This is a genomic window from Achromobacter sp. D7-1, assembly GCF_059760445.1.
The window spans coordinates 1-20033 of sequence record NZ_JCBAMT010000015.1 but is presented as its reverse complement, the minus strand read 5'-3'; the positions used below and the strand labels follow the sequence as shown (position 1 = coordinate 20033).

At 65.7% G+C, this 20033-nt stretch carries 19 protein-coding genes; 16 read left to right on the top strand and 3 right to left on the bottom strand.

From position 1 onward, the window contains the following. The first annotated feature begins 282 nt into the window (after window positions 1–282). From gyrA to cysM, 15 genes are all read left to right on the top strand, one after another. Window positions 283–2952, top strand: a complete 2670-nt coding sequence (gene gyrA / locus AC6LKD_RS09200) for a DNA gyrase subunit A (protein WP_013392386.1) — start codon at window positions 283–285, stop codon at window positions 2950–2952. Continuing rightward, window positions 2952–4082: a 3-phosphoserine/phosphohydroxythreonine transaminase gene (gene serC, locus AC6LKD_RS09195; RefSeq protein WP_498115967.1), complete on the top strand. Its 1131-nt coding sequence runs from the start codon at window positions 2952–2954 to the stop codon at window positions 4080–4082. Before gyrA ends, serC begins: the two co-directional genes overlap by 1 nt. Next, window positions 4075–5160 (top strand): prephenate dehydratase, encoded by a 1086-nt coding sequence (pheA, locus tag AC6LKD_RS09190; RefSeq protein WP_207474123.1) that lies wholly within the window; start codon window positions 4075–4077, stop codon window positions 5158–5160. The genes serC and pheA overlap by 8 nt, the downstream gene beginning before the upstream one ends. An 11-nt stretch (window positions 5161–5171) precedes the next feature. Then, window positions 5172–6293, top strand: a complete 1122-nt coding sequence (gene hisC / locus AC6LKD_RS09185) for a histidinol-phosphate transaminase (RefSeq protein WP_013392389.1) — start codon at window positions 5172–5174, stop codon at window positions 6291–6293. Beyond that, window positions 6290–7192: a prephenate dehydrogenase gene (locus AC6LKD_RS09180; RefSeq protein ID WP_492274747.1), complete on the top strand. Its 903-nt coding sequence runs from the start codon at window positions 6290–6292 to the stop codon at window positions 7190–7192. Before hisC ends, AC6LKD_RS09180 begins: the two co-directional genes overlap by 4 nt. A gap of 5 nt (window positions 7193–7197) precedes the next feature. Beyond that, a complete protein-coding gene (aroA, locus tag AC6LKD_RS09175) occupies window positions 7198–8520 on the top strand; it encodes a 3-phosphoshikimate 1-carboxyvinyltransferase (protein ID WP_498115966.1) in 1323 nt (440 codons plus the stop codon). Between the two features lie 13 nt (window positions 8521–8533). After that, window positions 8534–9220 (top strand): (d)CMP kinase, encoded by a 687-nt coding sequence (gene cmk, locus AC6LKD_RS09170; protein WP_492274745.1) that lies wholly within the window; start codon window positions 8534–8536, stop codon window positions 9218–9220. A gap of 197 nt (window positions 9221–9417) precedes the next feature. Continuing rightward, on the top strand, window positions 9418–11133 hold the full coding sequence (gene rpsA, locus AC6LKD_RS09165) for a 30S ribosomal protein S1 (protein WP_041655272.1): 1716 nt from the start codon (window positions 9418–9420) through the stop codon (window positions 11131–11133). Between the two features lie 3 nt (window positions 11134–11136). Continuing rightward, window positions 11137–11496, top strand: a complete 360-nt coding sequence (locus AC6LKD_RS09160) for an integration host factor subunit beta (protein WP_013392394.1) — start codon at window positions 11137–11139, stop codon at window positions 11494–11496. Window positions 11497–11635: 139 nt separating this feature from the next. Continuing rightward, entirely contained in the window at window positions 11636–11950 is a 315-nt protein-coding gene (locus AC6LKD_RS09155) for a LapA family protein (RefSeq protein WP_013392395.1), read from the top strand. A 54-nt stretch (window positions 11951–12004) separates the two neighbouring features. Then, entirely contained in the window at window positions 12005–13219 is a 1215-nt protein-coding gene (lapB, locus tag AC6LKD_RS09150) for a lipopolysaccharide assembly protein LapB (protein ID WP_498115965.1), read from the top strand. Beyond that, window positions 13216–14157 carry a D-glycero-beta-D-manno-heptose-7-phosphate kinase gene (gene rfaE1 / locus AC6LKD_RS09145; RefSeq protein ID WP_013392397.1) on the top strand — a complete coding sequence of 314 codons (942 nt, stop codon included), beginning with the start codon at window positions 13216–13218 and terminating at the stop codon, window positions 14155–14157. Before lapB ends, rfaE1 begins: the two co-directional genes overlap by 4 nt. Beyond that, window positions 14154–15143, top strand: a complete 990-nt coding sequence (gene rfaD / locus AC6LKD_RS09140) for an ADP-glyceromanno-heptose 6-epimerase (protein ID WP_013392398.1) — start codon at window positions 14154–14156, stop codon at window positions 15141–15143. The genes rfaE1 and rfaD overlap by 4 nt, the downstream gene beginning before the upstream one ends. A 184-nt stretch (window positions 15144–15327) precedes the next feature. Then, window positions 15328–15822, top strand: a complete 495-nt coding sequence (locus tag AC6LKD_RS09135) for a ComEA family DNA-binding protein (RefSeq protein ID WP_498115964.1) — start codon at window positions 15328–15330, stop codon at window positions 15820–15822. Between the two features lie 82 nt (window positions 15823–15904). Continuing rightward, on the top strand, window positions 15905–16813 hold the full coding sequence (cysM, locus tag AC6LKD_RS09130; RefSeq protein ID WP_041655288.1) for a cysteine synthase CysM: 909 nt from the start codon (window positions 15905–15907) through the stop codon (window positions 16811–16813). 104 nt (window positions 16814–16917) lie between these two features. Here cysM and AC6LKD_RS09125 read toward each other — a convergent pair whose 3' ends face one another. Both AC6LKD_RS09125 and AC6LKD_RS09120 read right to left on the bottom strand, forming a co-directional pair. Beyond that, window positions 16918–17898, bottom strand: a complete 981-nt coding sequence (locus tag AC6LKD_RS09125; RefSeq protein WP_498115963.1) for a Bug family tripartite tricarboxylate transporter substrate binding protein — start codon at window positions 17896–17898, stop codon at window positions 16918–16920. Next, a complete protein-coding gene (locus AC6LKD_RS09120; RefSeq protein ID WP_498115962.1) occupies window positions 17895–18671 on the bottom strand; it encodes an IclR family transcriptional regulator in 777 nt (258 codons plus the stop codon). Before AC6LKD_RS09120 ends, AC6LKD_RS09125 begins: the two co-directional genes overlap by 4 nt. Before the next feature lie 67 nt (window positions 18672–18738). Here AC6LKD_RS09120 and AC6LKD_RS09115 point away from each other — a divergent pair, with 67 nt between their 5' ends. Then, window positions 18739–19788 carry a cyclase family protein gene (locus AC6LKD_RS09115; protein ID WP_013392403.1) on the top strand — a complete coding sequence of 350 codons (1050 nt, stop codon included), beginning with the start codon at window positions 18739–18741 and terminating at the stop codon, window positions 19786–19788. 39 nt (window positions 19789–19827) lie between these two features. Here AC6LKD_RS09115 and AC6LKD_RS09110 read toward each other — a convergent pair. Beyond that, on the bottom strand, window positions 19828–20033 hold a 206-nt coding region (locus tag AC6LKD_RS09110; protein WP_498115961.1), incomplete at its 5' end, for a lytic murein transglycosylase.

The following is a 20033-nucleotide window of genomic DNA, read 5'->3' as shown; positions in this document are numbered from 1 at the left end:
GGAAACAATCTTAAGGCATTTGGGGGGCTTTGGCTTCCCTGGAGAGGCGCATTGGCGCTGGATATGACGTTTTCGGCGCTCCTTCGGTTTTCCATGTTGGTTTTTGACAACAGGGCCGTGGGACGCGGGCTGACGCGCGGCCGCTCGCGGCCCCATGTCCGCCGCTCCGGTCCGCCGAGGCGCTGCTTGGGGAGGCGCTTCTGACCGCTCGGGGAATCGGATGATAGAATTTCCTGTTTACCCGGCCCGGGTTCCTCCTTACACGATTCTGTCGTTATATATATGGATTCCTTTGCCAAGGAGACGCTTCCGGTATCGCTGGAAGAAGAGATGCGCCGCAGTTACCTCGATTACGCGATGAGCGTGATCGTCGGTCGGGCGCTACCGGATGTGCGGGACGGCCTCAAGCCCGTCCACCGGCGCGTGCTCTACGCGATGCACGAACTGAACAACGACTGGAACCGCGCCTATAAGAAGTCGGCGCGTATCGTCGGGGACGTCATCGGTAAATACCACCCCCACGGCGACCAGTCCGTCTACGACACCATCGTCCGCATGGCGCAGGATTTCTCCATGCGCTACATGCTGGTCGACGGCCAGGGCAACTTCGGCTCGATCGACGGCGATAACGCCGCGGCGATGCGTTACACCGAAATCCGCCTGGCCAAGATCGCCCACGAATTGCTGGCCGACATCGACCAGGAAACGGTGGACTTTGGCCCCAATTACGACGGCAGCGAACAAGAACCGCTGCTGTTGCCGTCGCGCCTGCCCAACCTGCTGGTCAACGGCAGCTCGGGCATCGCGGTGGGCATGGCCACCAACATTCCGCCCCACAACCTCCAGGAAGTGGTCGACGGCTGCCTGTACTGCCTGCGCAATCCGGGCTGCTCGGTCGATGAGCTCATGGAGCTCATCCCGGCCCCCGATTTCCCCACCGGTGGCATCATTTACGGCATGTCCGGCGTGCGGGAAGGCTACCGCACCGGTCGCGGCCGCGTCATCATGCGCGCCAAGACCCACTTCGAAGACATGGAGAAGGGCAACCGCCAGGCCATCGTGGTCGACGCGATCCCCTACCAGGTCAACAAGAAGACGCTGCAGGAACGCATCGCCGAGCTCGTCAACGACAAGAAGATCGAAGGCATCTCGGACATCCGCGACGAGTCCGACAAGGACGGGATGCGCCTGGTCATCGAACTCAAGCGCGGCGAGGTTCCCGAGGTCGTCCTGAACAACCTCTACAAGAACACGCAGCTGCAAGACACCTTCGGGATGAACCTGGTGGCGCTGGTCGACGGCCAGCCCCGCCTGCTCAACCTGAAGCAGATGATCGACTACTTCCTGCAGCATCGCCGCGAAGTGGTCACGCGCCGCACGGTATTCCAGCTGCGCAAGGCCCGCGAACGCGGCCACGTGCTGGAAGGCCTGGCCGTCGCGCTCGCCAACATCGACGATTTCATCGCCATCATCAAGGCGGCGCCGACCCCCCCGGTCGCACGCCAGGAACTGATGGCCAAGTCGTGGGATTCCTCGCTGGTGCGCGAAATGCTGTCGCGCGCCGACGGCGACACGCCGGGAGGCCGCGCGGCCTTCCGTCCGGACGACCTGGGCACCGAGTTCGGCCTCCAGGGCGACGGCATGTACCGCCTGAGCGACACGCAGGCCCAGGAAATCCTGAACATGCGCCTGCAACGCCTGACCGGGCTGGAGCAGGACAAGATCGTCGGCGAATACAAGGACATCATGTCCACCATCGCCGACCTGCTGGACATCCTGGCGCGCCCCGAGCGCATCACCACGATCATCTCCGACGAGCTGCAGGCCATCAAGGCGGAATTCTCGACCGGCGTGAAGGATACGCGCCGCTCGGACATCGAACTGAACGCCACCGAGCTCGACACCGAAGACCTGATCACGCCGACCGACATGGTCGTGACCCTGTCGCACGGCGGCTACATCAAGAGCCAGCCGCTTTCCGAGTACCGCTCGCAAAAGCGCGGCGGACGCGGCAAGCAGGCCACGGCCATGAAGGAAAACGACTGGATCGACCAGTTGTTCATCGCCAACACGCACGACTTCCTGCTGTGCTTCTCCAACCGCGGCCGCGTGTACTGGCTGAAGGTCTGGGAAGTGCCGCAAGGCACGCGCAACTCGCGCGGCAAGCCCATCGTCAACATGTTCCCGTTGACTGAAGGCGAGAAGATCACCGTGGTGCTGCCGGTCAAGGAATTCAGCGAAGACCACTACGTCTTCATGGCGACCTCGCGCGGCACGGTCAAGAAGACCCCGCTGTCCGACTTCTCCAATCCGCGCAAGGCCGGCATCATCGCCGTGGACCTGGACGATGGCGATTACCTGATCGGCGCCGACCTGACCGACGGCAAGCATGACGTCATGCTGTTCTCGGACGCCGGCAAGGCCGTGCGTTTCGACGAGAACGATGTGCGTCCGATGGGCCGCAATGCCCGCGGCGTGCGCGGCATGATGCTGGAAGACACCCAGACCGTCATCGCGTTGCTGGTGGCTGGCGACGAAACGCAAAGCGTGCTGACCGCCACCGAAAACGGCTACGGCAAGCGTACGCCGATCACCGAGTACACGCGCCACGGCCGTGGCACCAAGGGCATGATCGCCATCCAGACCAGCTCGCGCAACGGCAAGGTCGTGGGCGCAGTGCTGGTCATGCCTTCGGACGAGATCATGCTGATCACGACCGGCGGCGTGCTGGTGCGCACCCGCGTCTCGGAAATCCGCGAAATGGGCCGCGCCACGCAAGGCGTCACGCTCATCAACGTCGATGACGGCAGTTCGTTGTCCGGCGTGCGCCGCGTCGTCGAAAGCGATGCGGACGATGATGGCGACCTGGGCGAAGACGGCCAGGAAGCGGATGGCGGCGACGACAACGGCGCTGCGGACTCGACGGATTCGACGGAACCTACGGAGCAATAATGGCCCGCCCCTGGAACTTCTCGGCAGGCCCCTCGGCCTTGCCCGAGGTGGTGCTGCAGCAAGCCGCTGCGGAAATGCTGGACTGGCACGGCAGCGGCATGTCCGTGATGGAAATGAGCCATCGCGGCAAGCATTTCGTGCAGATCTGCGATGAAGCCGAGTCCGATCTGCGCGACTTACTGGGCCTGCCGGCGGACTACGCCGTGATGTTCATGCAAGGCGGCGGTTCCGGGGAAAACGCCATCGTCCCCATGAATCTCATGGGGCGCCGCGGCACGCCGGCAGCCGACTTCGTCGTGACGGGCCATTGGTCCAAGCGTTCGTACAAGGAAGCCGGCCGCTATGGCAGTACCCATGTGGCGGCAAGCAGCGAGCAGGCCATCCAGTTGGATGGCCGCGCGCAGGCGCCGCTGACCTGGGTGCCGCCGGTCGATACCTGGCAGGTGCGCCCGGATTCGGCCTATCTGCATCTTTGCAGCAATGAAACCATCGGCGGCGTCGAGTTCATGGACTGGCCCGACACCGCCGCGCTGGGCGCGCCCGACGTACCGTTGGTCGTCGACGCGTCCTCGCATTTCCTGTCGCGTTCGATGGACGTGACGCGCACCGGCATGATGTATGCCGGCGCGCAGAAGAACGCCGGTCCGGCGGGCGTGACCATGGTCATCGCGCGCCGCGACCTGATCGGCCACGCCTTGCCGATCTGCCCGTCCGCGTTCGACTACGCCAATGTGGCCGCCGAGCATTCGCGCTACAACACGCCGCCGACCTTCGCTATCTACGTCGCCGGCCTGGTGTTCAAGTGGGTCAAGGCCAATGGCGGCGTGGCCGGCATGGAAGCGGCGAACAAGGCCAAGGCCGATCTGCTGTACGGCTACCTGGACAGCACCAGCTTCTATCGCAATCCCATCCACGCACCCGTGCGCTCGCGCATGAACGTGCCGTTCGTGCTGCGCGACGAATCGCTCAACGACGCCTTCCTGCAAGGCGCGGACGCGGCCGGCCTGACCCAGCTCAAGGGCCACAAGAGCGTGGGCGGCATGCGCGCCTCCATTTATAACGCCGTGCCCCTGGCAGGGGTGTCGGCGCTGGTCGAGTACCTCAAGGAATTCGAGCGTCGCTATGGATGACGATCTGCAGCGCAAGCTGCTCCCCCTGCGTCAGCGCATCGACGCCTTGGACGCCCAGATCCTCGACCTCCTGACGCAGCGCGCGAGCGCCGCGCTGGAAGTGGGCGAGGCCAAGCACGCCGCGAACGCCGATGGCCCCGTGCTGCGCCCCGAGCGCGAAGCCGATGTCATCCGCCGTTTGCAGCAGACCAATCCCGGTCCGTTTCCGAACGCTGGCGTGGCTGCGGTCTGGACCGAAATCATCTCGGCCTGTCGCGGCCTGGAGCGCGGCATGACGGTCGCTTTCCTGGGGCCTCAAGGTTCGTTCTCCGAGCAGGCGGCGCGAGAGCATTTCGGGCAGGCCGTGCAGAAACTGCCGTGCGCCTCGTTTGACGAGGTTTTCCGCGCCGTCGAGGCAGGACAGGCGGACGTGGGCATGGTGCCGGTCGAGAACTCCACCGAAGGCGCGGTCAACCGCAGCCTGGATCTGCTGCTCAACACGCCCCTGAAGATCCTGGGCGAGCGTTCGCTGGTGATACGCCATTGCCTGATGTCGCAGTCCGGCAGCATGGACGGCATCAAGACGATCTCCGCGCATCCGCAAGCGCTGGCCCAGTGCCAGGGCTGGCTCACGCGCAACTATCCCGACGTGGCCCGGGTGGCCGCGTCCAGCAATTCCGAGGCCGCGCGCGCGGCGGCGTCCGACCCGAGCATCGCGGCGATCGCCGGCGAGGTGGCGGCGCCCGCCTGGAGCCTGCAGATCGTCGCTGCGGGCATCCAGGACGATCCGCACAATCGCACGCGCTTCCTGGCGATCGGCAACATCGAGCCGCTGGTCAGCGGCAAGGACAAGACCAGCCTGATCCTGGCAGTGCCGAACCGTGCGGGCGCCGTTTACGAAATGCTGGCGCCGCTGGCGGCCAACGGCGTCTCCATGACGCGCTTCGAGTCGCGGCCCGCGCGCACCGGGCAGTGGGAATACTATTTCTATGTGGACGTGCTGGGTCACCGCAATGATCCGAACGTCGAACGCGCCCTTGCTGCCTTGCAGGCGCAGGTTGCCTACCTGAAAGTGCTGGGTTCCTACCCGGCGCCGTGAGCCTCTCCGACATGACCACCGCACCCAAGCCCCTTGTTGCTCCCGCGCACGTCAGCGCCATCGCGCCTTACCAGGCCGGCAAGCCTATCGAAGAACTGGCCCGCGAATTCGGGCTGGATCCTGCCGGCATCGTCAAGCTGGCGTCCAATGAAAACCCGCTGGGCATGCCCAAGTCGGCGCGCGAGGCCATGCTGGCCGCGGCCGAGTCGCTGGCGCGCTATCCCGATCCCAACGGCTTTGATCTGAAGGCGGCATTGGCCGAGCGCTACGGCGTGCCGATGAGCTGGGTCACGTTGGGCAACGGTTCCAACGACATCTTGGAAATCGCGGCGCTGGCGCTGCTGGAGCCGGGCGTGTCGGCGGTGTACGCGCAGCATTCGTTCGCGGTGTATCGCCTGGCGACCCAGGCGCGCGGCGCGCGCCACATCGTGGTGCCGGCCAAGGACTACGGCCATGACCTGGACGCGATGTTCGACGCCATCGCCGACGATACGCGGCTGCTGTTCATCGCCAACCCGAACAATCCGACCGGTACCTTCGTGCCGGGCGACCAGATCGCGGCCTTCCTGGAGCGTGTCCAGGCCGCCCACGGCGACCGCGTGACGGTGGTGTTGGACGAGGCTTACAACGAGTACCTCGATCCCGAGTTCCGCTTCGACAGCACGGCGCTGGTGCGCCGCTATCCGAATCTGATCGTGTCGCGCACGTTCTCCAAGGCCTACGGCCTGGCGGGCCTGCGGGTGGGCTTCGCCGTGGCGCAACCCGTCCTGACGGATCTGCTGAACCGCGTGCGCCAGCCGTTCAACGTCAATACGCTGGCGCAGGCCGCGGCCATCGCCGCGCTGCGCGACGCGGCCTACCTGGAAGAGGCCTACGCCTCGAACAAGGCAGGCAAGGCGCAACTGTGCGCCGCGTTTGAACGTCTGAAGCTGCGCTACGTCCCCAGCTACGGCAACTTTGTGCTGGTGCACGTGGGCGACGCTCCGCGCATCAACCTGGAACTGCTCAAGCGCGGTGTGATCGTGCGCCCGGTGGCCGGCGACGGCTTGCCGGAGTGGCTGCGGGTGTCCATCGGGCTGCCGCAGGAAAACGACCGATTCATTGACGCGCTGACCGCCATCCTTTCCGCATGAACGACGCGTCACCGAAATCCGATCAGGGGGCCGCTGGCCCCCTGATTCCTGTATTGGCCGTCGTAGGCGTGGGCCTGATCGGAGGCTCCTTCGCCGCGGCCTTGCGCCGGGCCGGCCAGGTTGGCCGGGTGCTGGGGGTGGGGCGCAACGCGCAATCCCTGGCCCGCGCCGTTGAATTGGGGCTGATCGACGAGGCCGCTTCCATCGAGGAAGCCGCGGCGCGCGCCGACCTGATCCTGCTGGCGACGCCGGTGGGCGGGCTGGCCGACGCGCTGTCGCGCATGCGCGCGCACCTGCGTCCCGGCACCGTGCTGACCGATGGCGGCAGCACCAAGGTGGAAGTGGTTGCGGCCGCGCGCGCCGCCCTGGGTGACCGGGCCGCGCAGTTCGTGCCTGGCCATCCCATCGCCGGCGCCGAGCGCACCGGGCCGGAGGCGGCCGATGCCGACCTGTACCGCAAGCGCACCGTCATTCTGACCCCCCTGGCCGAGAACGGCGCGGCCTCGCTGGACCTGGTGCGCCGCGCGTGGCAGGCTTGCGGGGCGAACGTGATCGACATGGACGCCGACGCCCACGACCGGGTGCTGGCTTCGGTCAGCCATCTGCCGCATCTGCTGTCGGCGGCGTACATGGAGCAGGTGGCCGAGGCCGCCGACGCCGCTACGCGCCTGGATCTCGCGGGCAGCGGTTTTCGCGACTTCACGCGCATCGCCGCGGGTTCGCCGGAAATGTGGCGCGACATCTTTCTGTCCAACCGCGACGCGATGCTGGCCGAACTGGCCGACGTGCGCGCGGTGCTGGATCGTGCCGAACGCGCCATTGCCGACGGCGATGGCGCGGCTTTGCTGAAGCTGCTGGACACGGCGGCCCGCGCCCGCCGCAACTGGCGCAAGGAGTAGCTGACATGGGTGCTTTGCCTTATCTCGATCTGCCGCGCGTGCGGCAAGCGCGGGGCGTGATTGCCCTGCCAGGTTCCAAAAGTATTTCCAACCGTGTGCTGCTGCTGTCCGCCATCGCTGAAGGCAGCACGGTCATCACTGGGTTGCTGGACTCCGACGACACCCGCGTCATGCTCGGCGCCTTGCGCCAACTGGGCGTGCAGGTGTCGGAACTGGACGCGGGCAGCGTCACGGTGCAGGGCGTGCGCCGCTTTCCCGTGGAAAGCGCCGACCTGTTCATGGGCAATGCCGGCACCGCGATCCGGCCGCTGACTGCCGCGCTGGCGCTGATGGGCGGCGACTACCGCCTGTCGGGCGTGCCGCGCATGCACGAACGTCCCATCGGCGATCTGGTCGACGCGCTCAAGGGCCTGGGCGCCAGCATCGATTATCTGGGCCAGCCTGGTTATCCGCCGCTGCGCATCGGCCGCGGCGAGATCGCGGTGGACGCGGTCACGCGCGTGCAGGGTTCGGTGTCCAGCCAGTTCCTCACGGCCTTGTTGATGGCCGCGCCGCTGCAGGCCGGCCGCAGCGGCAAGCCCGTCACGATCGAAGTGCTGGGCGAACTCATTTCCAAGCCCTACATCGAGATCACGTTGAACCTGATGGCGCGCTTCGGCGTGCAGGTGCGGCGCGACGGCTGGAGCCGTTTCGTCATCGACGGCGGGGCGGCCTACCGCAGCCCCGGGCAGATTGCGGTCGAAGGCGATGCCTCCACGGCTTCCTATTTTTTGGCGCTGGGCGCGATCGGCGGCGGGCCGCTGCGCGTGACCGGCGTGGGCGCTGACAGCATCCAGGGCGACGTCGCCTTTGCTGCCACCCTGGCCGACATGGGCGCCTCGGTGAGCTACGGTCCCGACTGGATCGAAGTGTCGGGCGCGCGCGTGGCCCAGGGCGAACGCCTGAAAGCCTTCGACACCGATTTCAACCTGATCCCGGACGCCGCCATGACCGCGGCTGCCCTGGCGCTGTACGCCGACGGCCCGTGCCGCCTGCGCAACATCGGCAGCTGGCGGGTCAAGGAAACCGACCGCATCCACGCCATGCAGACCGAGCTGGAAAAGCTGGGCGCCCAGGTGGAATCGGGGCCGGATTGGCTGCGCGTGACGCCGCCGGAAAAGGATGGCTGGCGCGATGCGCACATCGGCACCTGGGACGATCACCGCATGGCCATGTGCTTCTCGCTGGCGGCTTTCGGGCCGGCGGCGGTTCGTATCCTCGATCCGGGTTGCGTCAGCAAGACCTTCCCGGGTTACTTTGATGTTTACGCGGGCCTGGTTGCGGCCTAGCGAAGAATTGCCCATGACTTCGATTTCCCCTGAAACTGCTTCTGTCCCCGTCATCACCATCGACGGCCCCACCGCGTCCGGCAAGGGCACGGTGGCCCACCGCGTCGCCAAGGCCCTGGGCTGGGACGTGCTGGACAGCGGCGCGCTCTATCGCCTGACGGCCCTGGCGGCGCTCAACCGCGGCTTGTCCGCCGAAGACGAGCCCGCCGTGGCGCGCGTGGCCGAAACCCTGGATGTGCGTTTCGAAGGTCCCCATGTCTACCTCGAAGGCGCGGACGTGGGCCACGAGATCCGCCGTGAGGAAGTCGGCAATTTCGCCTCGCGCGTGGCCGCCTTCGCGGGCGTGCGGCAGGCGCTGCTCGAGCGCCAGCGCGCTTTCCGGGTGGCGCCGGGCCTGGTTGCGGACGGGCGCGACATGGGTACGGTGGTGTTTCCCGATGCGCCCCTGAAGGTGTTTCTGGTCGCCGATGTGGTCGCGCGGGCGCAGAGGCGCTGTAAGCAGTTGATCGAAAAGGGAATTTCTGCTAATCTTGATGACCTCCTACGGGATATGCGCGAGCGGGACGCCCGCGATATGGGGCGAATTACAGCGCCCTTGGCTCCCGCAGCGGATGCACACGTGCTGGATTCGTCTGATTTGACGATTGCGGAAACGGTGCAGGCAATACTGGATTTCTGGAAGAAGGCCGCTGCGGATTGAGCGATCGGTCCCGGACTTTCCCCAAGGATCCTCCGTAGTTTTCTGTTTTTTTTATCGGCCCTGTTCACGCCAGGCGCAACCCCCACGGGCCACCCCGCAAGGGCGAACCGGCAAACAGGCATTTTGACTCCACTGTGGCGGGCAATCCGCTGCGGTGTGTTTTTAACGGCCATTTCGGCCTAATGGATTTCAACCCCATGTCTTCCGTTTCCACTACCGTCGCCACCGGCGGCGAAAGCTTCGCCGACCTTTTCGCACAGAGCCTCAAGAGCCAGGACATGAAGTCCGGCGAGGTCATCAGCGCCGAAGTCGTCCGCGTCGACCACAACTTTGTCGTCGTCAACGCCGGCCTGAAGTCCGAAGCGCTGATCCCCCTGGAAGAGTTCCTGAACGACCAGGGCGAGCTCGAAGTGCAACCCGGCGATTTCGTCTCGGTGGCCATCGATTCCCTGGAAAACGGCTACGGCGACACCATCCTGTCGCGTGACCGCGCCAAGCGCCTGTCGGCCTGGCTGCAGCTGGAAAAGGCCCTGGAAAACGGCGAGCTGGTTACCGGCACCATCACCGGCAAGGTGAAGGGCGGCCTGACCGTCATGACCAACGGCATCCGCGCGTTCCTGCCGGGTTCGCTGGTGGACCTGCGTCCGGTCAAGGACACCACCCCGTACGAAGGCAAGACCCTCGAATTCAAGGTCATCAAGCTCGACCGCAAGCGCAACAACGTCGTTCTGTCGCGTCGCCAAGTGCTGGAAGCCAGCATGGGCGAAGAGCGCCAGAAGCTGCTCGAAACCCTGCACGAAGGTGCTGTGGTCAAGGGCGTGGTCAAGAACATCACCGACTACGGCGCGTTCGTGGACCTGGGCGGCATCGACGGCCTGCTGCACATCACCGACATGGCCTGGCGCCGTGTGCGTCACCCCTCCGAAGTCCTACAAGTGGGTCAGGAAGTCGAAGCCAAGGTGCTCAAGTTCGACCAGGAAAAGAGCCGCGTCTCCCTGGGCGTCAAGCAGCTGGGCGAAGATCCGTGGGTGGGCCTGGCTCGCCGCTACCCGCAAGGCACCCGCCTGTTCGGCAAGGTCACGAACCTGACCGACTACGGCGCGTTCGTTGAAGTCGAAGCCGGCATCGAAGGCCTGGTGCACGTCTCCGAAATGGACTGGACCAACAAGAACGTCGATCCGCGCAAGGTCGTGACCCTGGGCGAAGAAGTCGAAGTCATGGTCCTGGAAATCGACGAAGACCGTCGTCGCATCTCGCTGGGCATGAAGCAGTGCCGCCAGAACCCGTGGGAAGAGTTCGCCACCAACTTCAAGCGTGGTGACAAGGTCCGCGGCGCCATCAAGTCGATCACCGACTTCGGCGTGTTCGTCGGCCTGCCCGGCGGCATCGATGGCCTGGTTCACCTGTCCGACCTGTCGTGGACGGAAACCGGCGAAGAAGCCGTGCGCAACTTCAAGAAGGGCGACGAGATCGAAGCCGTGGTTCTGGGCATCGATACCGACAAGGAACGCATCTCGCTGGGCATCAAGCAGCTGGAAGGCGATCCCTTCAACAACTTCGTTGCCACCTTCGACAAGGGCGCCGTTGTTCCGGGCACCATCAAGTCGGTCGAAGCCAAGGGCGCTGTCGTCACGCTGTCCGTGGACGTTGAAGGCTACCTGCGCGCTTCCGAGATCTCCTCGGGCCGCGTCGAAGATGCCACCACCGTTCTGAACGCTGGCGAAAACATCGAAGCCATGATCGTCAACATCGACCGCAAGACGCGTTCGATCCAGCTGTCGATCAAGGCCCGCGACAACGCCGAAACCGCCGAAACGATCCAGCGCATGTCCGACGCCAGCGCTTCGTCCGGCACCACCAACCTCGGCGCGCTGCTGAAGGCCAAGCTGGACCAACAGCGCAACGACGGTTAATTCGTGACCAAGTCGGAGCTGATCGCCGCCTTGGCGGCCCGCTATCCTCAGCTGGCCGCCCGCGACACCGATTACGCGGTCAAGACCGTGCTCGACGCAATGACCCAGGCCCTGGCCTCGGGTCAGCGCATCGAGATCCGCGGTTTTGGCAGCTTCTCGTTGTCGCAGCGGTCTCCCCGCATCGGTCGCAATCCGAAATCCGGCGAACAGGTGCTGGTGCCTGGCAAACAGGTGCCGCACTTTAAGGCGGGCAAGGAATTGCGCGAGCGGGTGGACTTGGCCGGCGGCAATGACGAGGACGCTCAATCCTCTGGATCGAGTGAACCGATGCCGTCGATGGTGAGTCTGCACGCCATGCATTGACGGCACGGCAGTAAGGCCGCCTTCGGGCGGATCGGACCGAGAACCTGGCCCCTTGAGAAATCAAGGGGCTTTGTTTTTTGGCGCCAGGCGGGATCCGTCGCTTACAATTGATAGTCTTGAATTCTTTGGAGCATGCGCCATGCGCTACCTAGTCTGGGCCCTGCGATTGCTCGTGTTTGTTGCAGTATTGATGTTCGCGTTGAAAAACACGGACCCGGTCGCCGTGAAGTTCTACGCCGATTACGTGGTGCAGGACGTTCCGCTCATCGTCGTGATGCTGGTCGTGTTCGTGCTGGGCGCCTTGTTCGGCCTGCTGCTGACCGTGCCCGCCGCCATGCGCCGCCGCCGCGAAGCCATGCGCCTGCGCCGCGAACTGGACCGCGTTCAGGCCGCCGTGGCCGGTACCACGCCTGCGGTGCCGCCGGAGGCCGTGGCCCCGATGTCGCCGCTGTAACGCGCGCCGGCCCCGTATCCCTTTCCGCACTGAATTACCGCAAGAGCCCGCATAGTGGATTTTGAACCTTGGTGGTTGATTTTCGTGCCGGTATTGTTCGCGCTGGGCTGGCTGGCCGCGCGCTTCGATATCCGGCAAATGCTGCGGGAAACCCGCAGCCTGCCCGACTCCTATTTCCGCGGGCTGAATTTCCTGCTCAATGAAGAGCCGGACCGCGCCATCGACGCCTTCGTCGAAGTGGCCAAGCTGGATCCGGAAACCACCGAGCTGCACTTTGCGCTGGGCAGCCTATTCCGTCGCCGGGGCGAAATGGAGCGCGCCATCCGCGTGCACCAGAGCCTCTTGAACCGGTCCGACCTGCCCGCCGCCGAGCGCGAGCATGCGCAGCACGAATTGGCGCAGGACTTCCTCAAGGCGGGCATGCTGGACCGCGCCGAAAGCGGCTTCGAGCAGCTCAAGGACACTCGCTACGCCTTGCCCGCGCTACGCTCGCTGATCCGCATCTATGAATCCGAGCACGACTGGCCGCGCGCCATCGAGGCCGTGAAGACGCTGCAGGGCCTGGTCGACGAGCCGGTGCCGCAGATCGTGCACTACTACTGCGAACAGGCCCAGACCGCGCTGGCGGCCAAGCCGGCCGACATCGACGCGGCCCACAAGGCGCTGGACGCCGCAGACCATGCCTTGTCGGCCATCGACCCTGCTTCCAGCAAGGGCGCCATGGTGCGCACCGCGATGCTGCGCGCCCGCCTGGCCCTGATCGAACAGGACCCGAAGCGCGAACGCCTGTATCTGGAGTCGGTCATGACCGACGCTCCCGAGTACGCCGGCTTGGTGGCCGAGCAGGTCCTGGCGAACTATCGCGCCGCCAATCAGGAAGCGGCCGGGCTCGACGTGCTGCAGAAGCAGTATGCGCGCCACGCGTCGCTGGACCTGTTCAACGTACTGTTCCGCGAACTGCGCGCCCAGCAGGGCTCTGCGCCGTCATGGGCATTTGCCCGCAATGCCTTGCGCAGCCATCCGTCGCTGCTGGGGCTGGACCGCCTGCTGGAGGCCGAGTTGGCCAATCCGGAAGGCGGCGCCGAGCAGGCGCCGGTGCCGGGCGCCGACCTGACGCTGTTGCGCAGCCTGATACACAAGCATACGCAGCGGCTGGACCGCTACGCGTGCCGCAGTTGCGGTTTTCAAGCGCGTCGCTTTTACTGGCAATGTCCCGGCTGCAATGCCTGGGAAACCTATGCGCCGCGCCGTCTGGAAGAACTTGAATGAACTCTTTTCCCGCCGAAGCCATTTCGCATAGCCGCGTCCTCGTGGTGGGCGATGTGATGCTGGACCGGTACTGGTTCGGCGAAGTCGAACGCATCTCGCCGGAAGCGCCGGTGCCCGTGGTGCGCGTGGCGCGCCGCGAAGACCGCCTGGGCGGAGCCGCCAACGTGGCCCGCAACGTGGCGGCCCTGGGCGGCCATGTCACGCTGGTGGGTGTGCTGGGCGAAGACGAGGCCGGCGACAGCGTCCGACGCCTGTCGGCGGAAGCCGGCATACAGGCCGAACTGGTCGCCGATCCGTCCCTGCACACCACCTTGAAAATGCGCGTGCTGGGCCGCCAGCAGCAGCTACTGCGGGTGGACTTCGAACAGCATCCGGCGCAGGCCGCGCTGGATAATGTCGATGCGGCTTTCGCCCGCCATCTGGCCAACCACGACATCGTCGTGCTGTCCGACTACGCCAAGGGCGTGCTGACGCGGGTCGAGTCGCTGATCGCCCTGGCCCGCAACGCGGGCGTGCCGGTGCTGGTGGACCCCAAGGGCCATGACTACGCCCGCTACCGGGGCGCTACCCTGGTCACCCCCAACCGCTCGGAAATGCAGGAGGCCGTGGGCCGCTGGAATGCCGAGGCAGAGCTTACCGATCGCGCGCAGCGCCTGCGCGCCGACCTGGACCTGGAAGCCTTGCTCGTGACGCGGTCCGAGCAGGGCATGACTTTGTTTACCGCAGCGGGACGCGACCACATCGATGCGCAAGCGCACGAAGTGTTCGACGTGTCAGGCGCGGGCGATACCGTGCTGGCCACGCTGGCCGTGTCGCGTGCCATCGATCTGCCGTGGGTCGAGGCGATGGGCTGGGCCAACAAGGCCGGCGGCATCGCCGTGGGCAAGCTCGGCACGTCCATCGTCACCGCCGCGGAATTGGCAGGAGAATCCTCATGATCGTCGTTACCGGAGCCGCGGGCTTCATAGGCAGCAACCTGGTGCGCGGGCTCAACCGCCGCGGCATCCAGGACATCATCGCGGTCGATGATCTGACCGAAGGCGACAAGTTCGTCAACCTGGTCGATTGCCAGATCGCCGACTACATGGACAAGGACGACTTCCGGCGCCGCGTCCTCGACGGCAGCCTGCGCGAAGTCCGCGCCGTGCTGCACCAAGGCGCGTGCTCGGACACGACCGAGCGCAACGGCCGCTACATGCTCGACAACAACTACCGCGTCACGCTGGAGTTGTTCGAGTTCTGCCAGGAGCGCCGCATTCCGTTCCTGTACGCCTCCTCGGCGGCGGTCTATGGTGGTTCGTCCATCTACGTGGAAGATCCCGCCAACGAAGGCCCGCTGAACGTCTACGGCTATTCCAAGCTGCTGTTCGACCAGGTCCTGCGCCAGCGCATGGACAGCCTAACCGCACAGGTCGTGGGCCTGCGCTACTTCAACGTCTACGGTCCGCACGAACAGCACAAGGGCCGCATGGCTTCGGTGGCGTTCCACAACATGAACCAGTTCCTGGAGCATGGGCATGTGCGCCTGTTCGCCGGTTGGGACGGCTATGTCGATGGCGGCCAGAGCCGCGACTTCATCTCGGTCGAGGACGTGGTTGCCGTCAATCTGCATTTCCTGGATCACCCGGAACAGTCCGGCATCTTCAACTGCGGCACGGGCCGGGCGCAGCCCTTCAACGACGTGGCGGCCGGCGTGGTCAATGCGCTGCGCGCCGAGCGCGGCGAAGCCGAACTGACGCTGGCGCAGCTGGTCGAGCTGGATCTGATCCGCTACATCCCCTTCCCGGACGACCTGAAGGGGCGCTACCAGAGCTACACGCAGGCCGACGTCACGCGTCTGCGCGCGGCGGGATTCCAGGCGCCCATGCGCGATGTGCGGACTGGCGTCACCGAATACGTTCGCTATTGGCGCGCCCGGAAGTAAAGGCCCGCGGCGCCGCAGCAGCGGCGTCTTCGCATGAAAACCACCGCTCGCGGTGGTTTTTTTACGCCTGGCGGTTTGCCGGGGCGGATGTTTCCGTTCACTGCGCCGCCGCGGGCGGGAAGGGCGCCGGCATGATCTGGACGTGGCGTGACAGCCGTTGCGCCAGACTCCAGGGAGACCCTCCATGAATCCATTTCTTCAATCCGCCGCGGCCCGGCCTGCGCCCCATGCGCGGTGGCGCAGGCAGCGCTTGGCCGCCGTTTCCGGCGCCCGGCCGCGCCCCTTGCGGCAGGTCCTGGGCGCTTTGCTGGTGACGGCCGGCCTGGGTTTTGCCGCGCCGCTGGCGCACGCGCTCGACGTCAATCAGGCCAATGCCCAGCAGCTTGAAGGCGTACGCGGCATAGGCCCGCGCATGGCTGAGATCATCGTGAAGGAGCGCGAGCGGGGCGGCAAGTTCGAGTCGCTGAACGACCTGGCTGAACGCGTGCGCGGCATCGGCCCGAAAAAGGCCCAGGCCCTGCAAGAGGCAGGCCTGCTGGTGGGCGGCGCGGGGCCCCAGGCCGGACCGGGGGATCCGGCGGCCAAGTCCCCGCCGGGCAGGGCGGCAGCGCCCAGGACCGAAGCCAAACCTGACACGAAACCGGGGACATCCCAGCCCGCGGCCCGCGCCCGGCCCTGACTGCGCCGGTCGGCGCGGGTAGCCCTGGCGGGAGCGCGGCCTTTGGCGCCGCGCGCCGCCGGGCAAGGTTATGATCGTCCGCATGACTACTACCTATCCCACTATCGAGCAAACCGTCGGCAACACGCCGCTGGTGCGCCTGCAGCGCATTCCCGGGGCCGCGGGCGCTGCCCGAGGCAATGTCATCCTGGCCAAGCTGGAGGGTAACAACCCCGCCGGCTCCGTGAAGGACCGTCCGGCCCTGTCGATGATCGCGCGCGCCGAAGAGCGCGGCGACATCAAGCCGGGCGACACCCTCATCGAGGCGACCAGCGGCAATACCGGCATCGCGCTGGCCATGGCGGCCGCCATGCGCGGCTACCGCATGATCCTGATCATGCCGGACAACCTGTCGGTGGAACGGCGCGCGGCCATGACGGCCTATGGCGCCGAGCTGATCCTGACGCCGGCGGACAAGGGCGGCATGGAGTACGCCCGCGACCTGGCTTCCGCCATGCAGGCGGACGGCCGCGGGCTGGTGCTGGACCAGTTCGCCAACCCCGACAACCCGCGCGCTCACATCGAGACCACCGGGCCGGAAATCTGGAACCAGACCGAAGGGCGCGTCACCCACTTCGTGAGCGCCATGGGCACCACGGGCACCATCATGGGCGTGTCGACCTATCTCAAGTCGCGCAACCCGGCGGTGCAGGTAGTGGGCGCGCAGCCTGCCGAAGGATCGTCGATCCCGGGCATACGCAAGTGGCCCGAAGCCTATCTGCCCAAGATCTTCGACCGCAGCCGGGTCGACGCCTACGAATCCATCGAACAGGCGGAAGCCGAACAGATGGCGCGCCGGCTGGCGGCGGAAGAGGGCATCTTCGGCGGGATTTCCTCCGCGGGTGCGCTGGTTGCGGCCCTGCGCGTGGCCGAACGCGTCAACGATGCCACCATCGTGTTCATCGTGTGCGACCGCGGCGACCGCTATCTGTCCACGGGCGTTTTCAACTGAACGCCCGCCTGTAGCCGAACTCAAAAAAACCGCCATGCCGGGGCAGCCCGACATGGCGGTTTTTCATTGGAGGGGCGCGGCGGGCTCCCCGGTCTTTTGCCTGCTTACTCGGGCTGGATGCCGGCGTCCTGCATCACCTTGATCCAGCGCTGGCTTTCCGCGAGGTTGAAGGCTTCCGCTTCCTGGGAGCTCATGGCGCTGGGCAGGGTGCCCTGCGATTTCAGCGCTTCGACCACCTTGGGCGATTGCGACGCTTCGATCATGGCCTTGTTCAGCTTGGCGATGATGGGTTGCGGCGTATCCTTGGGCGCCCACATGCCGTACCAGGTGACGATGTCGAAATCGGGCAGGACGCTCTCCGCGATGGTTGGCACATCGGGCAGTTCAGCCAGGCGCGTCTTGGTCGTGACGGCGATCGGGCGGATCTTGCCGCTCTGGATGAGGGGCAAGGCCGGTGCCAGCGGCGCGTACATCAGGTCCACGTGGCCGCCCGCGACGTCGGTCAGGGCCGGGCTGCTGCCGCGGTAGCCGACGTGGGTGATCTTGGCCTTGGTGGAGGTATTGATCAGCTCGCCCGCCAGGTGCGGCAAGGTGGCGACGCCGGGAGAGGCGAAGGTGAGCGAGCCGGGCTGCGCCTGGGCCTGCTTGATCAGTTCGCCGAAGGTCTTGAATTTGGAATTGGGCGGGACGACGGCCACCATCGGCACCGTGCCCAGCACGCCCACCATCTGGAAGTCCTTGATCGGGTCAAAGCTCAGATTCTTGAATTGGGCCGGGTAGATGCCCTGCACCGACGGGTTCATCAGCAAGGTGTAGCCGTCGGCAGGCGCCTTGGCCACTTGGGCGGTACCGATGGTGCCGCTGGCCCCCGCACGGGTTTCGATCACCAGCGGCTGGCCCAGGATCTCTCCCATCTGGACCGCGATCACGCGGCCGACCACGTCCGTCGGCCCGCCCGCCGCCCACGGCATGATCACGCGGATGGGCTTGTCGGGATAAGCCGCCTGCGCGTAGGCGTTTGCTGCCGGCAACGCTGCCGTGGCGATCGCCGAGCATGCCGCGGCGAGGAAAGTGCGTTTGTTCATCTACTGTCTACTCCTACAAAGGTGAGATTGGCCGAGGGCAGCGCCGCCTGCAGCATCGCCTTGACCTCGGTCAGCTGTTTCCCCGTGGTGGCTTCGTTCTTCAGCATCCGGCTCAGCGGGCCGGCCACCACGATGGCAAAGGGTTGTTCGTATGCCCGGAATCCGAGCGAAATGGACATCACGTCCTCGACGTTTTCGCCCACCGAGCGCTGCCAGCCGCGCGCCACGCCCGCTTCCAGGTCGCGGTCGAAGGCTTCCCGGCTGGTGAACGTGCTGTCCGTGTAGGCGGCAAATCCGCTGTAGGCCTTGAACCACTTCTGCCGTTCGTCCTGGGACAGCACCGACAGCAGCGCCTTGCCCGAGCTGGTCGCGTGCACCGCTTTGAAGCCGCCGGGCTGATGCGAGAAGCGGATCGTCTGCTTGGATTCTGCGACGATCAGGTACACGACCTTGTCGTCGGCCAGCTTGGCCAGCAAGGCCGTCTCGCCCGTCAGGTCCCGCACCCGGGCTAGCACCGGCTCGATCACCGCGTTGAGCGGGTCGCTATGGCAGATCAGGGTGGCCACGTGGATCAGTTTCTGGGTCGGGTAGTAGCCATGCTTCTTGCCGATTTCATAGAGATAGCCGCGCGCCACCATGGTCTTCAGGAGACCGTGGCAGCTGGAGAGCGGAATTTCCATCTGGGCAGCGATTTCGCTGTACAGCAAGGGCTTCTGCGCCTCGGCGAAGAGGTTCAGCACATCCAGCACACGGCCTGCAGTTTTCACATCCATGATGTTAGTATCCTATACGTGATAAATTTATGTCAAACAGCATTCAATCGACCAGGAGTTGCAAGGCATGAGATGGAACAACCGTCCCGAGGGATCGAACTGGGGAGATTTCGGGCCTGACGACCAGCGAGGTTGCCTGAATTACATCACCCCCGCGAACGTGCTGAGCGGCATGCGGGAAGTCCGCGAAGGACTGAGCTTCTGCCTGTCGCTGCCGCTGGATTACCCGGGCGGCAATGGCGTGAACGTGCGCCGTCATCCGCCCAAGCTGCGGCCTACCGAGAGGGATGGCGACCAGTACCTGAACTTTCCGTTGGGACGCCTGCGTCCCGGCTGCGTCGACGTGCTCAGCGACGACATCGTCGAAATGAGCTTGCAGTACTCGACGCAATGGGATTCGCTGGCCCACGTCGGCGCGCTGTTCGACGCCAATGGCGACGGCCTGCCCGAGCGCGTCTACTACAACGGCTATCGGCCCAACGAGCATGTTGTGGGCCCGGTGGACTACGACGTGGACAATGGCTATGCCAAGACCGACCTGGGGCAGGGGCCGGCCTCCAACGCCAAGAAACTGGACATCACACAGCTGGCCGAATCGTGCCTGCAGACGCGCGGAGTAATGGTCGATCTGGCGCGCCACTACGGGCGGGAGCAGAAGTCGGTCGGCTATGACGACCTGATGCGCATCCTGGAAGCGGACCGGATTGAGATCGAGCAGGGCGATATCGTGCTGTTCCATACGGAATTCGGCGACGCCCTGCTGGAAAAGAACCGCGAGCCCGACCCCCACACGCTGCACGAAATCTGCGCCGGCCTGGACGGCAGCGACGAGAAGCTGCTGCAGTGGATCACCGACTCGAAGGTGGCGGCCATGGCGTCAGACAACCATGCGCTGGAAATCTATCCCACGCAGAAGCCCAATGCCTGCTGCGCCGCATTGCCCTTGCACCACCACTGCATCTTCAAGCTGGGCCTGCCGATAGGCGAGATGTGGTATCTCGGGGCGCTGGCGCGTTGGCTGACGGCCAACGGCCGCAGCCGCTTCCTGCTGACGGCGCCGCCGCTGAACCTGCCTGGCGCCGTGGGTTCGCCCGTGACGCCGGTCGCGACGGTGTAAAGCGGGCCACGGCGTCGGACGCCGCGGCCCAGGGGGCTGTCAGCGGCCCACGCGGGCTTCGATCTCGCTCGCCAGATCCGCCACCGAGGTCGCGTAGAAGTAGCTGCGGTTGTACTTGGTGAGCGCGAAGAAGTTGGGCGTGCCGACGCGGTATTGCGCCGTGCCGCGGGCTTCCTCGACCAGATCGACCACGCCCAGCGGCTGGCTGCCCCAGCCGGCGGCCGAGGCGCCCGGCTGCAGGCGGG

Coding starts and splice junctions, on each gene's coding strand:
- gyrA (WP_013392386.1), top strand. CDS start 283: ATGGATTCCTTTGCCAAGGAGACGCTTCCGGTATCGCTGGAAGAAGAG.
- serC (WP_498115967.1), top strand. CDS start 2,952: ATGGCCCGCCCCTGGAACTTCTCGGCAGGCCCCTCGGCCTTGCCCGAG.
- pheA (WP_207474123.1), top strand. CDS start 4,075: ATGGATGACGATCTGCAGCGCAAGCTGCTCCCCCTGCGTCAGCGCATC.
- hisC (WP_013392389.1), top strand. CDS start 5,172: ATGACCACCGCACCCAAGCCCCTTGTTGCTCCCGCGCACGTCAGCGCC.
- AC6LKD_RS09180 (WP_492274747.1), top strand. CDS start 6,290: ATGAACGACGCGTCACCGAAATCCGATCAGGGGGCCGCTGGCCCCCTG.
- aroA (WP_498115966.1), top strand. CDS start 7,198: ATGGGTGCTTTGCCTTATCTCGATCTGCCGCGCGTGCGGCAAGCGCGG.
- cmk (WP_492274745.1), top strand. CDS start 8,534: ATGACTTCGATTTCCCCTGAAACTGCTTCTGTCCCCGTCATCACCATC.
- rpsA (WP_041655272.1), top strand. CDS start 9,418: ATGTCTTCCGTTTCCACTACCGTCGCCACCGGCGGCGAAAGCTTCGCC.
- AC6LKD_RS09155 (WP_013392395.1), top strand. CDS start 11,636: ATGCGCTACCTAGTCTGGGCCCTGCGATTGCTCGTGTTTGTTGCAGTA.
- rfaE1 (WP_013392397.1), top strand. CDS start 13,216: ATGAACTCTTTTCCCGCCGAAGCCATTTCGCATAGCCGCGTCCTCGTG.
- rfaD (WP_013392398.1), top strand. CDS start 14,154: ATGATCGTCGTTACCGGAGCCGCGGGCTTCATAGGCAGCAACCTGGTG.
- AC6LKD_RS09135 (WP_498115964.1), top strand. CDS start 15,328: ATGAATCCATTTCTTCAATCCGCCGCGGCCCGGCCTGCGCCCCATGCG.
- cysM (WP_041655288.1), top strand. CDS start 15,905: ATGACTACTACCTATCCCACTATCGAGCAAACCGTCGGCAACACGCCG.
- AC6LKD_RS09125 (WP_498115963.1), bottom strand. CDS start 17,898: ATGAACAAACGCACTTTCCTCGCCGCGGCATGCTCGGCGATCGCCACG.
- AC6LKD_RS09120 (WP_498115962.1), bottom strand. CDS start 18,671: ATGGATGTGAAAACTGCAGGCCGTGTGCTGGATGTGCTGAACCTCTTC.
- AC6LKD_RS09115 (WP_013392403.1), top strand. CDS start 18,739: ATGAGATGGAACAACCGTCCCGAGGGATCGAACTGGGGAGATTTCGGG.